The organism is Streptomyces sp. NPDC058751, from assembly GCF_042746485.1.
GTDB lineage: Bacteria > Actinomycetota > Actinomycetes > Streptomycetales > Streptomycetaceae > Streptomyces.
This window is the reverse complement of the sequence record NZ_JBHYPZ010000064.1, coordinates 1-12,893: the sequence shown is the minus strand read 5'-3', so window position 1 is coordinate 12,893 and position 12,893 is coordinate 1. Positions and strand designations below refer to the sequence as shown.

Below are 12,893 nucleotides of genomic sequence, written 5' to 3'. Positions count from 1 at the left end.
TAGTCTAGTCAATCGATGTTCGTTCCCGGCGATGACAGATCATGAATGTCGTGCGTCCGTCCGCCTTCTTCCGGACGCGCCCGGCTCCCGGAGCCTCCGTCAACTCCCGCCCTGTCCCGGGCGCTTGGACGATCAGCTCCCGGAACCCACGGGGACCGAACCGGCGGTGACCAGTTCCCGCTGCTGACCGGTCTCCCGGGACGGGCGGGTCTCCTCGGCGGGGCCGCGGCCACCCTGGCGCCACAGCCACGCGATGTCGCGGCCGAACGACCACACGAGCAGCGCGAGCGCCGTCAGCACGAGCGCCATCTGGGCGCCGTACGGCAGGAGTCCGGAGCCCGCGACCAGCAGCATGACGCCCTGCAGGGCCGCCACCGTCTTGCGCGCCATGCTCGGCGGCAGCTCGCCGTTCAGCCACGGCAGCACCCGGGCGGCGGCGACGAACGCGTACCGCATCGTGCCGATCAGCAGCACCCACGGACCGAGCGACATCCCGACGTACACGCTCAGCACGAGGATCAGGAACGCGTCCACCTCCATGTCGAAGCGGGCGCCCAGGGCCGAGGACGTGCCGGTCCGCCGGGCCACCTTGCCGTCGACGCCGTCGAGGATCAGCGCGACCGCCGTCAGACCGACGAGCAGGCTCACCGGCGGCGAGCTCTCGAAGGAGTCCGCGACGAGCGCGGTGATCCCGCCGACCAGGATCGCGCGGCCGAGCGTCACCCGGTTGGCGGGTCCGAAGGAGCGGGGCTGCGTGCGCCGCAGCGCGCGGGTGAGCACCGCCCAGGTGGCGAACGCGAACACCAGGCCGGTCAGCCAGCCCGCCGGCCCCATCCCGATCGCCGTGCCCAGCAGGGCCAGCACCAGGAGCTGCACACCGGCTCCCACCATGGTCTCCTGCTGGGGGAGCCTTGCGCCGTACGTGTTGTTCAGGGCCACCGCAGATCCTCCGGCCGAATGACAGATTCGATCATCGCCGCGTACCGTGTCCGCGACTTGTCACTGCTCCGTACGTGAAGATCTGCGGATTCGTTCAGGGGGACGCTCATGGAACTCACAGCTCGCGCCTTCTGGCTCGTATCTCCGGGCCACGGCGAGATCCGTGACGTAGTCCTGAACGAGCCCGCGGAGGACGAGGTACTGGTCCGTACGCTCTACTCCGGGGTCAGCAGGGGCACCGAGACCCTCGTGTTCCGCGGCGAGGTCCCGGAGAACCAGCACGCCTCGATGCGCGCGCCGTTCCAGGACGGGGACTTCCCCGCCCCCGTGAAATACGGCTATCTGAGTGTCGGCCGGGTGGAGGAAGGACCGGAGGACCTGGTCGGGCGGACGGTCTTCTGCCTCTACCCGCACCAGACGCGCTACGTCGTCCCGGCGAGCGCCGTGACCGTCGTGCCCGAGTCGGTTCCCGCCTCCCGCGCCGTCCTCGCCGGCACCGTCGAGACCGCGGTGAACGCCCTGTGGGACGCCGCGCCGCTCATCGGCGACCGGATCGCCGTGGTCGGCGGCGGCATGGTCGGCTGCTCGGTCGCCGCCCTCCTCGCCCGCTTCCCCGGAGTGCGCGTCCAGCTCGTCGACGCCGACCCGGCGCGCGAGGCCGTCGCCCGCGCGCTCGGCGTCGACTTCGCGCTCCCCGAGGACGCCGAGGGCGAACTCGACCTCGTCGTGCACGCCAGCGCCACCGAGGCCGGACTGAACCTCTCCCTCGGTCTGCTCGCCCACGAGGGGACCCTCGTCGAGCTGAGCTGGTACGGAGACCGCCGGGTCGCCCTGCCGCTCGGGGAGGCCTTCCACTCGCGCCGGCTGACCCTGCGCAGCAGCCAGGTGGGCTCCGTCTCCTCCTCCGCCCGGGCCGGAAGGACGTACGCGGACCGGCTCGCGCTCGCCCTCGAGCTGCTCGCCGAACCGGCCTTCGACGCCCTGGTCACCGGCGAGTGTTCCTTCGGAGAACTCCCGGACGTGATGGGGAAACTCGCCTCCGGATCGATACCCGCCCTGTGTCACCGAGTCGCCTACGAAGAGGTTTGAGCCGAAGAGAACCGGCCTGACCTCTGCGGACTCCGAAGAAAGGGCGACACGCGGCTGAACAAGGTGAGCTGGACAGCCGTACTACACGACGTGATCCCGGCAGGGGATCAGACGCACCGCACCTGGAGGGTCGTCCGTTGTTCAGCATCACCGTCCGCGATCACCTGATGATCGCCCACAGCTTCCGTGGCGAGGTCTTCGGACCCGCGCAGCGCCTCCACGGGGCGACGTTCCTGGTGGACGCCACCTTCCGTCGCCCCGAGCTCGACGACGACAACATCGTGGTCGACATCGGACTGGCCACGCAGGAGCTCGGCGCCGTCGTGAGCGAGTTGAACTACCGCAATCTCGACAGCGAGCCGGACTTCAAGGACACCAACACCTCGACCGAGTTCCTGGCGAAGGTCATCGCCGACCGGCTCGCCGACCGTGTGCACGCCGGAGCCCTGGGCGCGGGCGCCCACGGCCTCACCGGCATCACCGTCACCCTCCACGAGTCGCACATCGCCTGGGCGAGTTACGAGCGTGACCTGTGACCGACGTGACCCTCGACAAGGCGTCCCCGCTCTCCGGCCGCGCCGCGCAGGCCGCCGGACCCGGCGCCCTGAACTACGTGCCCGTGCAGAACGCGGCTCTCAAGAACGCCGAGATCATCCCCATGTCCCTGCGCACCGTGCACTTCGTCATGCCGGGCGGCGTCGACGACCCCGCGACGCCGAGCGGAGGCAACGCCTACGACCGCCGGCTCTGCCTCGACCTGCCCGGCTTCGGCTGGCAGGTCGAGCGGCACGTCCTCGACGGTGAGTGGCCCCGCCCCACCGCCGCCGCCCGCACGGAGCTCGCCCGGACGCTGGCCGACCTGCCCGACGGCACGGTCGTCCTCCTCGACGGGATCGTCGCCTGCGGAGTCCCCGAGATCGTCGCCCCCGAGGCCGACCGGCTGCGTCTCGTCGTCCTCGTCCACCTGCCGCTCGGCGACGAGACGGGGCTCGAGCCCGCCGTGGCCGCCGAGCTGGACGCCCTGGAACGTACGACGCTGCGGGCCGTGTCGGCCGTCGTGGCCACCAGCGAATGGGCCGTCCGCCGGCTCGTCGCCCACCACGGCCTGGCCCCCGACCGGGTCCACGCCGCCGCGCCCGGCGCAGACATCGCACCGCTCGCCTCCGGCACCGACGGTGTCTCGCGGCTGCTGTGCGTCGCCTCGGTGACCCCGCGCAAGGGCCAGCACCGGCTGATCGAGGCCCTCGCGACCGTCACCGACCTGCCCTGGAGCTGCGTCTGCGTCGGCGGTCTCGGCCAGGACCCGGCCTACGTCGAGCACCTGCGCTCCCTGATCGCCGAGTACGGCCTCGGCGACCGGCTGCACCTCGCCGGACCCCAGGCCGGCGCCGAACTCGACGCCAGCTACGCCGCCGCCGACCTCATGGTCCTCACCTCCTACGCGGAGACCTACGGCATGGCCGTCACCGAGGCCCTGGCCCGCGGCATCCCCGTGCTCGCCACGGACGTCGGCGGAGTGCCCGAGGCCGTCGGAGTCGCCCCCGACGGCGGAGTGCCCGGCATCCTCGTACGTCCGGAGGACCCGGCGGCACTCGCCGCCGAGCTGCGCGGCTGGTTCGGCGAGGCCGACGTGCGCCGCCGGCTGAAGGCCGCCGCCCGCGGACGGCGCGCCGCGCTCGACGGCTGGGCGACCACCGCGCGCAGCCTGGCCGGTGTGCTCGGCCGGCTGCCCCAGGAACCCCGGAGGGCGGCATGAGCACCGCGACCACTCCCACGAGCGGGCCGGACTCCGGCACCCCCGAACAGAAGGTGAAGACCAGCGTGCCCGGTCAGCGAGTCGGCGACCCCGACGCCGAGGAGGTGCGCTACGCGCCCCAGTGGCTCCAGCTGCGCGAACCGGCCGACGCCGCCGCCCGCGCGGTCGACCTGCTCGACCCGCTGCGCATCCGGCTGGCCAACCGGCCGGTCCGCGGCGGCGACCTGGCCATCCACGACCTCGGCTGCGGCACCGGCTCCATGGGCCGCTGGCTGGCACCCCGGCTCGACGGCGCCCAGCACTGGATCCTGCACGACCGCGACCCGTACCTGCTGCACTTCGCCACCGTCGGGGCGCCCACGGCGGCGGCCGACGGCAGCCACGTCGGTGTCACCACCCAGCGCGGCGACATCGGACGGCTGACGGCGGACGCCCTGGCCGGCGCTTCCCTGGTGACCGCCTCGGCACTGCTCGACGTGCTCACGGGCGAGGAGATCGACCGGCTCGCGGCGGCCTGCGCCGGGGCGGGAGTGCCCGCCCTGCTGACGCTGTCCGTCGCCGGCCGCGTCGACCTCACCCCGGCCGACCCGCTGGACGCCGAGATCACCGAGGCGTTCAACGCCCACCAGCGGCGCGGCGACCTGCTCGGCCCGGACGCCGTCACCGCGGCCTGCGAGGCGTTCGCCCGCCACGACGCGACCGTACGGGTGCACCCGAGCCCCTGGCGGCTCGGCCCCGACGAGGCCGAGCTCACCGCGGAGTGGCTGCGCGGCTGGGTCGGCGCGGCGGTGGAGCAGCGCCCCGAGCTGGCGGAACGCGCGGAAGCGTATCTGGAGTCCCGGCTGGCCGCGTGCGCCGCGGGCGAGCTGCGGGTCGTCGTCCACCACAGCGACGTGCTGGCGCTGCCCCACCCCGTCGGGGGTGCGGCGTGAGCGCGGGCCTGGAGACGCTGGGACCGGCCGCCGCTCAGGCGGCCGCCGCCCCGGAGTTCGACGGCCCGCACCTGAACGTCCCCGCGGAGTCCGGCGCCTCGACGGCTCCGGACCCCGCGGGCGCCGAGCCGGGCTCCGCCCCGGACGGCAACTCCGCGGGCCCTGAGGCCGGCACGGCCCCCCGGGCCCGGCGGACGGCGGGCCGGGTGCGCAAGCACCTCGGCACCGCAGCCGGCGTCCTCATCCTCGGAGTGCTGCTCTGGCGGCTGGGTACCGGGGTGTTCGTGGACGGACTGCGCCGGATCGACACGGCCACCCTGACGGTGGCTCTCGCGATCGGGCTGTTCACCACGGTGTTCAGCGCCTGGCGGTGGTGTCTCGTCGCGCGCGAGCTGCGCATCGAACTCCCGCTGGGCGCCGCCGTCGCGGACTACTACCGCGCGCTGTTCCTGAACGCCGCGCTGCCCGGCGGGGTCCTCGGCGACGTGCACCGGGCCGTACGGCACGGGCAGAGCGCCGGTGACATCGGCCGGGGCGTGCGCGCGGTGGTGCTCGAACGCACCGCGGGACAGGCGGTGCTGGTGGCCGTCGGAGCGGTCGTGCTGCTCACCCAGCCGTCCCCCGTGCTCGCGCGGGCCCGTGAGACCGCGCTGGTCCTCGCCCTCGTCGCGGTGTGCGCCGCGGTGATCCTCGGCGTCGTCCGCAGGCGGCGGACCTCCCCCGGCGGCGGACGGTACGGAGCCGTCCGCGGCGCGCTCGCCGAGGCCCGGGGTGCCCTGCTGGCCCGGCGCAGCTGGCCCGGAGTCACGCTCTCGTCGGTCCTGGTGCTCGCCGGACACGTGGCGATGTTCGTGCTCGCCGCCCGGGCCGCCGGATCCACCGCGTCCGTCGCCCGGCTGACGCCACTGGCCCTGCTGGCCCTGCTGGCCATGGGGCTGCCGCTGAACGTCGGCGGCTGGGGCCCCCGCGAGGGCGCCACCGCCTGGGCGTTCGGCGCCGCCGGGCTCGGCGCCGGCACGGGACTGACCGTCGCGGTGATCTACGGCGTGCTCAGCCTCGCGGCGAGCCTGCCCGGTGCCGTGGTCCTGGTCGTCCGGTGGGGTGCCACGCTCCGGCGCCCCCGGGAGGAGAGCGCGGGAGGGCCCGATCAGTGCAGCGTCTCGGACGTCACCAAGGAGAAGTACGCCCCGAACGCCTCGGCCAGCCCGGCGAGGAGTTCCTTCCCCTTCTCGGCGCCGGCCATCGAGGGACGGCCGATGACCCCGGACTCGGTATAGCCCGCCATGCCGAGAGTGAGCAGATGCCGACGGTCGTCGGCCACGAAATCGGAGGTCTCATAACCGTCTTTGACGCATTCCGGATGGGCGTGCAGGAGAATCGACGTCTCGATTTCCCCGGCGTGCATATCCGTGAGCAACGACGTCTGCACACCGGCCCGTTCGCACGCGCCCTCCCAGTCCTCCATGGCCGGGAAAAGCGCCATGCGCGTACCGGTGCCGGCGGATTCCTGGACCACATTGCCCAGTACGTAATTTCCTCCGTGCCCGTTGACCACGACCAGGGTGTCGACGCCCGATCGCCGCAACGAGGCGGCGATGTCGCGGACGACGGCGTACAGCGTGACGGCGGAGATGCTGACGGTGCCCGGCCAGGCCGCGTGCTCGTGCGAGCAGGAGACCGTCACCGGAGGAAGAAGATGCACAGGGTAGGCTGCCGCGATCTCCCGCGCGATGGCGCACGCCACCAGTGTGTCGGTCGTCAGGGGCAGGTACGCGCCGTGCTGTTCGAGGCTGCCGACGGGAAGGACGGCGACCTGGCGGGCGACACCGGCCCCCCGCTCGCGGACATCCTCCGTGGTGTCCAGCGGCAGCACACCGGACACCATCACGCGTGATCCCGAACTACTCATCTTTCACGGCCCTTTCGATTCTGCTTAGGAACCAGATCATGACAGATAACTTTGGCGTCCCCGGCGGGAATGCCCCCCTCACAGGTGTCGAACGAGTCGTGATCGCCCCGCTCCCCACCGAGTACGGCGATTTCCACGCGGTCGGCTACCTCGACCACGACCGCGGCGAGGAACAAGTCGTCCTCGTCCACGGCGACCTGGACACGCTCGGAAAGGGGGACGTCCTGGCCCGGCTGCATTCCGAATGCCTGACGGGGGACTCCTTCGGATCGCAGCACTGCGAGTGCGGCCCCCAGCTCACCGCCTCGCTGCGCGCCATCGTCGCCGAGGGCCGGGGCGTCCTCGTCTACCTGCGCGGCCACGAGGGCCGGGGCATCGGCCTGCTCGCCAAGCTCAAGGCGATGAAGCTCCAGGCGGAGGGGCTCGACACCGTCGAGGCGAACGTCGCCCTCGGCCTGCCGGTGGACGCCCGTGACTACCGGGTCGCGGCGGAGATGCTGCACGACCTCGGCGTACGGTCCGTGCGGCTGCTGTCGAACAACCCGCGCAAGCGCGAGTCGCTGCTGCGCCACGGCATCAAGGTGGCCGAGCAGGTGCCGCTCCTGATACCCCCGTGCGAGGACAACCTCACCTACCTGCTGACCAAGCGGGAACGCCTCGACCACCACCTGCCCCACCTGGACGGCGAGGAGTGGGCGAAGGCGATCTTCGCGGGCTCGGTGAAGACCGTCGCCACCGAGGAGTGACGGAAGCCGGACGACGGAAGCGGGACGATGACCGGAGGCGGATTACGGAAGCGGGGTGACCGGTCCGGGGCGATTCGAACAAGAGCCCCGGACCGGACCGGCCGTGACCGCCGCGGCGCCCGGTCCCCGGGTACGGGACGCGTACCGCGCCGGCCGGACGGCCGGGGTGCGATCACGCGCGTACCGCCGCGTGCACCAGCCGTTTGAGGTCGGGGAAGACCGAGTGGGAAGCCCTCGGGCGCAGTTGGCTCAGGAACTGCACGGTCAGATCGTGCCGCGGATCGACCCAGAAGGTCGTGGTGGCCACCCCGCTCCAGCCGAACGCGCCCCGCACGGAGGGGGACCGGGTCACCGCCGGGTCCACCACGACGGAGACGCCCAGGCCGAAACCGAGGCCGGCGTTCCCGGGTTCCTGGTGGACGGGGCTGCCGAAGGAGCGCCGGTCGGCGTTGCCCGGCAGCTGGTTGGACGCCATCAGGTCCACGGTCCCGGGGCGCAGCAGACGGGTTCCGTCGAGCTCCCCGCGGCGCCGGAGCATCTCCATGAAGCGGTGGTAGTCGTGGGCCGTGGCGACCATCCCCCCGCTGCCGGACAGGAAGCGGGGCCGGCCCCGCAGCGGGAGACCGGCGATCGGGACGAGCTCCCCGTCGTCGTCCTCCCCGTACAACTCGGCCAGTCTGCCCGCCTGTTCGTCCGTGACCAGGAAGCCGGCGTCCGTCATCCCGAGCGGTCCGAGGACACGTCGTCGCAGGAAGACGTCGAGGTCCTGGCCGGACACCACCTCGATGACGCGGCCGAGGACGTTGGTGGCCACCGAGTAGTTCCACTGCGTGCCCGGCTCGAACTGGAGCGGCAGCCGGGCGTACACCTCGCAGGTCTCCGCCAGGTCGGCGCCCGGTGCCACCGAGGACTCCACACCGGCGTCCCGGTAGAGGCCGTCGACGGGGTGCGCGTGGTAGAAGCCGAAGGTCAGGCCCGCGGTGTGGGTCAGCAGGTGGCGGACCAGGACGGGCTGCCGGGCGGGCCCGGTCGTCGTGTCCGGCCCCCTCCCGCCGGTGTACACCCGTGGTTCGGCGAACGCGGGGAGGAAGCCGGCCACCGGGTCGTCGAGTCCGAGGCGGCCCTCCTCGACCAGCACGAGCGCCGCGACCGAGGTGACGGGCTTGGTCATGGAGTAGATCCGCCACAGCGTGTCGCTCTCCACCGGGAGTCCCGCCGCGCGGTCGCGCAGGCCGTACGTGGTGAGGTGGGCGACCTGCCCGTGCCGGGCGACGGAGACCAGGAAGCCGGGGAGCCGGCCGTCGTCGACGAGGGCGGCGAAGTGCCGGTCGAGCCGGTCCAGCGCCCCGGGGTCGAGACCGACGGATCCCGGCTCGACTTCCTCTCGCAGATGTCCCATGACTTTCCTCCGGACTGCGGCTCGTGTCCCTCATCGTCCCAAACGGGCTGGTGAAGCGCCGGGCGGGCGTTCCCGGACGGTCCTCACGTGTCCTTGTGCCCCGGGAGCCTCAGGGCGAGCAGGGCCCCCGCCGAGGAGAAGACCGCGAGCGCGGTCAGCGGGGGGCCGACGGGGGCGCCGGGCGTCAGCGACATCAGCGTGGCCGCCACCGCGATCCCCAGCGTGGGCCCGATGTTCATCGCCGTCTGCTGCAGTCCGCCCGCCACACCGGCCGACGCCGCGGAGGCGTGCCGCACGGCGACCGCCGTCGCGGTCACCATCACCGTCACGAAACCGGCGCCCAGCAGCAGGAAGCCGCAGGTGACGGGCGCGGCCGTGGACGACGGTCCGAGCCGGCCGAGCAGCAGGACACCGAGCGTGAGGGCGAGGCTTCCGGCCACGGCGGTCCGACGCGGGCCGGCCCTGCGCACGAGGACGGCGGCGAGGGGAGCCCCGAGCACCATCGTCACTCCGGCGGGCAGCGCCCACAGGCCCGTCTCCTGCGGGCCGAGACCCAGGGTGCGCTGGAGGAAGTAGCTGGCGGTGAACAGGGTGCCGAGCATCGCGGCGGACACGGCCACCAGGATGCCGAGCGCCGCGCCGATGGTCGCCGAGCCGAGGATCTCGGAGGGCACCAGGGGACTCGCGGCCCGGCGCTGCCGCCGTACGAACGCGGTGCCGACGACGGCGGCCACGGCCAGTTCGGCCGCGGTCGCCGCCGTCCAGCCGGCCTCCGGCACGGTCACCAGGGTGTGCACCAGGACGGCCAGGGCGGCGGTGAGCAGACAGGCGCCCGGCACGTCGAGGCCGTCGGCCGCCCGGGGGCGGTCCGCCGCCTCCTTCGGGGCGGCGGGAGCCCGGACGCCGAGCGCGGCCACGCCCATCGCCAGCGCGGGCGGCACGTTCAGGAAGAAGACGGACCGCCATCCGAAGTGGCCGACCAGGGTGCCGCCGAGCAGCGGACCCGCGGCCGCGGCGATCCCTATGGCACTCGCCCGCAGCGCGATGGGCGTCCCGAGCCGGTCGGGCGGGTACGCCGTGCGCAGCATGCCGAGCGTGGCCGGCTGCAGCAGCGCGCCGAAGACGCCCTGGACGACCCGCAGGGCGATCACCCAGCCGATCCCGGGCGCGAGGCCGATACCGGCCGACGCCGCCCCGAAGCCCAGGATGCCGAGGGCGAAGATCCGCCGGTGTCCGTGGCGGTCCCCCAGGCGTCCCGCGAACACCAGCAGGCCCGCCACCGCGATGAGGTACCCGGTGCTGGTCCACTGGACCTGCGCGAACGAGGCGCCCAGATCGCGCTGGAGCGTGGGCTGCGCGACGGTCAGGACCGTACCGTCGAGGGCCACGATCACGGCCCCGACGACGCTGCTCGCGAGGGTGATCCCGCGGTGCGCCGCACCGGGAGCGGAGGGGTGCGCGGCGGCCGTGGCGGAGCGGGCCGTCCTCATCGCTCCTCCGGACCGAGGTGCGCGTCGAGCGCCGCCTTCAGCAGGGGGGCGTGGTCGTCGGCGTCCGTGGCGAGCTTCAGGCTCCCCCAGCCCCACAGTTGGGCGATGCCGTGCAGGTTCGCCCAGAGGGCACCGGCGACGATCCGGGCGTCGGCCTCCGGGCGCACCCGTCCGACGAGCTCCACCAGCGTCCCGAACAACGGCATACTCGTCTCGCGCAGTCCCAACCGGCTGCTCTCCAGCAGGTCGTGACGGAACATCAGCTCGTACATGCCGCGCTGGGACGACGCGAAGTCCAGGTAGACCCCCGCGAGGACGGCGAGCCGGGCCCGGGGGCCGTCCCCCGTCCCGCCGGTGGCCTTCGCCGCGCGCTCCTGGAGGTCGGCGAAGCCGCGGCGCGCGATGGCGGACAGCAGCTCCAGATGGGTCGGGAAGTAGCGGCGGGGAGCGCCGTGCGAGACGCCCGCCCTGCGGGCGATCTCGCGCAGGGTCAGCGCCTGCGCCCCCTCCGCCGTCACGAGATCGACTCCGACGTCGATCAGCCGCGTCCTCAGTCCGGTGTTCTCCGGTTCACTCATAGACAGTGTCTACCATTCGCGAGTAGACACTGTCTACGGGATGACGCGGCGCGTCCGGAGCGTTGACGCGGATATGACTGAGGAAGCGAACCGGGACGTACTGCTGAAGCTGCTCTCCGAGTACGACGGCGGGGTGCTCGTCACCCTCAAGAAGGACGGCCGGCCCCAGCTCTCGAACGTGAACCACGCCTACTACCCGGACGAGGGGGTCATCCGCGTGTCGCTCACCGACGACCGCGCCAAGACCCGCAACCTGCGCCGGGACCCGCGGGCGTCGTACCACGTGACCAGTGCGGACCGGTGGGCGTACACGGTCGCCGAGGGCACGGCCGAGCTGACGGCCGTGGCGGGGGACCCGCACGACGCGACCGTGGAGGAGCTCGTCAGGCTCTACCGGGACGTCCAGGGCGAGCACCCGGACTGGGACGACTACCGTGCCGCCATGGTCCGCGACGGCCGGCTGGTGCTGCGGCTGCGCGTGGAGCGGGCGTACGGGATTCCCGCCCGCTGAGGTACGGCCGCCCCGCGGCCCGGTCCGTGGCCGCCACGCGACCTGACGTGTGATCGCCCCGTGCCGGACCCGCCGCCCCGCGGCGCCAGCCCGGGGGCGTACCGGGGCGCCGGACCGGGGCGCCGGACCGGGCGCTGAGGCGCCGCGGCCCGGCGTGCCGGGTCCGTCCTACTTGGCCGACTCGACGGCGTGGCCGCCGAACTGGTTGCGCAGCGCCGCGATCATCTTCATCTGCGGCGAGTCGTCCTGCCGCGAGGCGAAGCGGGCGAAGAGGGACGCGGTGATGGCGGGCAGCGGGACGGCGTTGTCGATGGCCGCCTCCACGGTCCACCGGCCCTCGCCGGAGTCCTCCGCGTGGCCGCGCAGCTTGTCCAGGTGCTCGTCGTCGTCCAGGGCGTTGACGGCGAGGTCGAGCAGCCAGGAGCGGATGACCGTGCCCTCCTGCCAGGAGCGGAAGACCTCGCGCACGTCGGTGACCGAGTCGACCTTCTCCAGGAGCTCCCAGCCCTCGGCGTACGCCTGCATCATGGCGTACTCGATGCCGTTGTGGACCATCTTGGAGAAGTGGCCCGCGCCCACCTTGCCGGCGTGCACGAAGCCGAAGTCGCCCTCCGGCTTGAGCGCGTCGAAGACCGGCCGCACCTTCTCGATGTTCTCGGCGTCGCCGCCGACCATCAGCGCGTAGCCGTTCTCCAGGCCCCACACACCGCCCGAGACACCGGCGTCGACGAAGCCGATGCCCTTGGCCGCCAGTTCCTCGGCGTGCTTCTCGTCGTCCGTCCAGCGGGAGTTGCCGCCGTCGACGACGGTGTCGCCGGCCTCCAGCAGGCCGCCGAGTTCGTCGATGACGGACTGGGTCGCGGCGCCGGCGGGCACCATCACCCAGACCACGCGCGGGCCTTCCAGCGCGTCCACGAGTTCGGCGAGGCCGTGCACGTCGGCGAGGTCCGGGTTGCGGTCGTAGCCGATGACGGTGTGCCCCGCGCGGCGTATCCGCTCGCGCATGTTGCCGCCCATCTTGCCGAGGCCGATGAGTCCGAGCTGCATGGTCAGTTCTTCTTTCGGAGGTTGCGGTAAGCGGCCACGAGTGCGGCCGTGGAGGGATCGAGGCCGGGGACGTCCGTGCCTTCGGTCAGGGCGGGTTCGACGCGCTTGGCGAGGACCTTGCCGAGCTCGACGCCCCACTGGTCGAAGGAGTCGATGTTCCAGACGGCGCCCTGGACGAACACCTTGTGCTCGTAGAGGGCGATCAACTGGCCCAGGACCGAGGGGGTCAGCTCGGCGGCCAGGATCGTGGTGGTGGGGTGGTTGCCCCCGAACGTCTTGTGCGCCACCAGCTCTTCCGGCACGCCCTCGGCCCGGACCTCGTCCGGGGTCTTGCCGAACGCCAGCGCCTGGGTCTGCGCGAAGAAGTTCGCCATCAGCAGGTCGTGCTGCGCCGCGAGCCCCTCGCTCAGTTCACCGGCCGGGTTGGCGAAGCCGATGAAGTCGGCGGGGATCAGCTTGGTGCCCTGGTGGATCAGCTGGTAGTAGGCGTGCTGGCC

General features: G+C 72.9%; 12 protein-coding genes and 2 pseudogenes. 7 read left to right on the top strand and 7 right to left on the bottom strand.

The window, feature by feature from the left end; translation table 11 throughout:
* Positions 1-132: 132 nt before the first annotated feature.
* Entirely contained in the window at positions 133-939 is an 807-nt protein-coding gene (locus ACFW6B_RS38125) for a CDP-alcohol phosphatidyltransferase family protein (RefSeq protein WP_386603916.1), read from the bottom strand.
* Positions 940-1,047: 108 nt separating this feature from the next.
* On the opposite strand from ACFW6B_RS38125, the gene ACFW6B_RS38120 reads away from it, so the two are divergent.
* The 5 genes and pseudogenes from ACFW6B_RS38120 to ACFW6B_RS38100 all read left to right on the top strand — a co-directional run.
* Positions 1,048-2,028 carry a zinc-binding alcohol dehydrogenase gene (locus ACFW6B_RS38120; protein WP_386603914.1) on the top strand — a complete coding sequence of 327 codons (981 nt, stop codon included), beginning with the start codon at positions 1,048-1,050 and terminating at the stop codon, positions 2,026-2,028.
* A 137-nt stretch (positions 2,029-2,165) separates the two neighbouring features.
* On the top strand, positions 2,166-2,564 hold the full coding sequence (locus ACFW6B_RS38115; protein WP_376454985.1) for a 6-pyruvoyl tetrahydropterin synthase family protein: 399 nt from the start codon (positions 2,166-2,168) through the stop codon (positions 2,562-2,564).
* On the top strand, positions 2,561-3,784 hold the full coding sequence (locus ACFW6B_RS38110; RefSeq protein WP_386603912.1) for a glycosyltransferase family 4 protein: 1,224 nt from the start codon (positions 2,561-2,563) through the stop codon (positions 3,782-3,784). The genes ACFW6B_RS38115 and ACFW6B_RS38110 overlap by 4 nt, the downstream gene beginning before the upstream one ends.
* Positions 3,781-4,716, top strand: coding sequence for a class I SAM-dependent methyltransferase (locus tag ACFW6B_RS38105; protein WP_386603911.1), 936 nt, complete (start codon positions 3,781-3,783; stop codon positions 4,714-4,716). The genes ACFW6B_RS38110 and ACFW6B_RS38105 overlap by 4 nt, the downstream gene beginning before the upstream one ends.
* Positions 4,635-5,726: pseudogene (locus ACFW6B_RS38100) on the top strand (lysylphosphatidylglycerol synthase transmembrane domain-containing protein); the annotation flags it as partial. The gene ACFW6B_RS38105 and the pseudogene ACFW6B_RS38100, both read left to right, overlap by 82 nt.
* 137 nt (positions 5,727-5,863) lie before the next feature.
* Here ACFW6B_RS38100 and ACFW6B_RS38095 read toward each other — a convergent pair.
* Complete coding sequence (locus tag ACFW6B_RS38095) at positions 5,864-6,625, bottom strand: creatininase family protein (protein ID WP_386603909.1); 762 nt, start codon at positions 6,623-6,625, stop codon at positions 5,864-5,866.
* A gap of 38 nt (positions 6,626-6,663) precedes the next feature.
* On the opposite strand from ACFW6B_RS38095, the gene ribA reads away from it, so the two are divergent.
* Complete coding sequence (ribA, locus tag ACFW6B_RS38090) at positions 6,664-7,371, top strand: GTP cyclohydrolase II (protein WP_386603908.1); 708 nt, start codon at positions 6,664-6,666, stop codon at positions 7,369-7,371.
* Between the two features lie 172 nt (positions 7,372-7,543).
* Here ribA and ACFW6B_RS38085 read toward each other — a convergent pair whose 3' ends face one another.
* The 3 genes from ACFW6B_RS38085 to ACFW6B_RS38075 form a co-directional block, all read right to left on the bottom strand.
* A complete protein-coding gene (locus ACFW6B_RS38085) occupies positions 7,544-8,770 on the bottom strand; it encodes a serine hydrolase domain-containing protein (RefSeq protein ID WP_386603906.1) in 1,227 nt (408 codons plus the stop codon).
* An 83-nt stretch (positions 8,771-8,853) separates the two neighbouring features.
* The gene (locus ACFW6B_RS38080; protein ID WP_386603904.1) at positions 8,854-10,260 is read right to left on the bottom strand and encodes an MFS transporter; all 1,407 of its coding nucleotides are present in this window, start codon (positions 10,258-10,260) and stop codon (positions 8,854-8,856) included.
* On the bottom strand, positions 10,257-10,838 hold the full coding sequence (locus ACFW6B_RS38075; protein ID WP_386603902.1) for a TetR/AcrR family transcriptional regulator: 582 nt from the start codon (positions 10,836-10,838) through the stop codon (positions 10,257-10,259). The genes ACFW6B_RS38080 and ACFW6B_RS38075 overlap by 4 nt, the downstream gene beginning before the upstream one ends.
* Before the next feature lie 73 nt (positions 10,839-10,911).
* Here ACFW6B_RS38075 and ACFW6B_RS38070 point away from each other — a divergent pair, with 73 nt between their 5' ends.
* Positions 10,912-11,349, top strand: coding sequence for a PPOX class F420-dependent oxidoreductase (locus ACFW6B_RS38070; RefSeq protein ID WP_386603900.1), 438 nt, complete (start codon positions 10,912-10,914; stop codon positions 11,347-11,349).
* Positions 11,350-11,517: 168 nt separating this feature from the next.
* Here ACFW6B_RS38070 and gnd read toward each other — a convergent pair whose 3' ends face one another.
* Positions 11,518-12,396: a phosphogluconate dehydrogenase (NAD(+)-dependent, decarboxylating) gene (gene gnd, locus ACFW6B_RS38065; RefSeq protein WP_386603898.1), complete on the bottom strand. Its 879-nt coding sequence runs from the start codon at positions 12,394-12,396 to the stop codon at positions 11,518-11,520.
* A 2-nt stretch (positions 12,397-12,398) separates the two neighbouring features.
* A pseudogene (locus ACFW6B_RS38060) lies at positions 12,399-12,893 on the bottom strand (glucose-6-phosphate isomerase); the annotation flags it as partial.

Coding starts and splice junctions, on each gene's coding strand:
- gnd (WP_386603898.1), bottom strand. CDS start 12,396: ATGCAGCTCGGACTCATCGGCCTCGGCAAGATGGGCGGCAACATGCGC.
- ACFW6B_RS38105 (WP_386603911.1), top strand. CDS start 3,781: ATGAGCACCGCGACCACTCCCACGAGCGGGCCGGACTCCGGCACCCCC.
- ACFW6B_RS38095 (WP_386603909.1), bottom strand. CDS start 6,625: ATGAGTAGTTCGGGATCACGCGTGATGGTGTCCGGTGTGCTGCCGCTG.
- ACFW6B_RS38120 (WP_386603914.1), top strand. CDS start 1,048: ATGGAACTCACAGCTCGCGCCTTCTGGCTCGTATCTCCGGGCCACGGC.
- ribA (WP_386603908.1), top strand. CDS start 6,664: ATGACAGATAACTTTGGCGTCCCCGGCGGGAATGCCCCCCTCACAGGT.
- ACFW6B_RS38070 (WP_386603900.1), top strand. CDS start 10,912: ATGACTGAGGAAGCGAACCGGGACGTACTGCTGAAGCTGCTCTCCGAG.
- ACFW6B_RS38075 (WP_386603902.1), bottom strand. CDS start 10,838: ATGAGTGAACCGGAGAACACCGGACTGAGGACGCGGCTGATCGACGTC.
- ACFW6B_RS38085 (WP_386603906.1), bottom strand. CDS start 8,770: ATGGGACATCTGCGAGAGGAAGTCGAGCCGGGATCCGTCGGTCTCGAC.
- ACFW6B_RS38080 (WP_386603904.1), bottom strand. CDS start 10,260: ATGAGGACGGCCCGCTCCGCCACGGCCGCCGCGCACCCCTCCGCTCCC.